Source organism: Pseudoalteromonas sp. MTN2-4 (genome assembly GCF_042848605.1).
Lineage (GTDB): Bacteria > Pseudomonadota > Gammaproteobacteria > Enterobacterales > Alteromonadaceae > Pseudoalteromonas.
The window spans coordinates 1-689 of record NZ_BTGK01000054.1 but is presented as its reverse complement, the minus strand read 5'-3'; the positions used below and the strand labels follow the sequence as shown (position 1 = coordinate 689).

The 689-nt window shown below is 37.6% G+C and carries 1 protein-coding gene; it reads left to right on the top strand.

What is annotated here, in order from left to right; translation table 11 throughout:
• The coding region (locus ACGHEH_RS21685; protein WP_390449859.1) for a hypothetical protein at nucleotides 1-598 on the top strand (598 nt) is incomplete at its 5' end.
• Between the last annotated feature and the right edge of the window lie 91 nt (nucleotides 599-689).

Genomic DNA, 689 nt, shown 5'->3' with positions numbered 1-689 from the left:
GGCGTTAGGCTTACAGGAGGTTATTTTGAGAATTGCAGCAATACTTGGTTTAGCTTTTTTCTTGATGTCATGTTCGACGATAAATGTTTCAGGGAAGATGAATTTAAAAAATGAGACATATACGTCTCCCAATAATGAATTTATTGTAAGTTTACCCTCATTGGTTCATCCAAATGCCAAAGATACTGTTTATCCCAATCAATTATTCGTCGATTTTTTCATTGGCTCAGGTTACTGGACGCCTCAAGGGTTGCACACTATTGAATGGGTTAAACTGCCCAAAGAAATGACAACTGAGCAATTTCAAAAAGCTCTTCCCGACATTGTAAAACAGCACTCTCAAAAAAGGTTTAGCTCTACTGGCCAGTTTAATGTTATTGAGCAACGAAATTTACCTGAGTCTGATTCTCACAAGTTTTTAGCTCAGGGAACATACCAAAACGTATCTAGCACATGGATATGCACTATTAAACTATATAAAGATAGAATTGCGTTTATTTCGAAAGTGCTACCTTTGGAAAATCCGAAGCCGATTACTAAATTGGATCAAAATACAGATGATTATAACCAATGGGTGGAATCTTTCAGGGTATTGTAAGCATAACAAACGCCTAAACAAAGGACGCAAAAAGCTTGGCTTGCGTCACTTCGTTCCTAATTTTAGCCAAGCCTTTTGCGCCTGTTAGGCA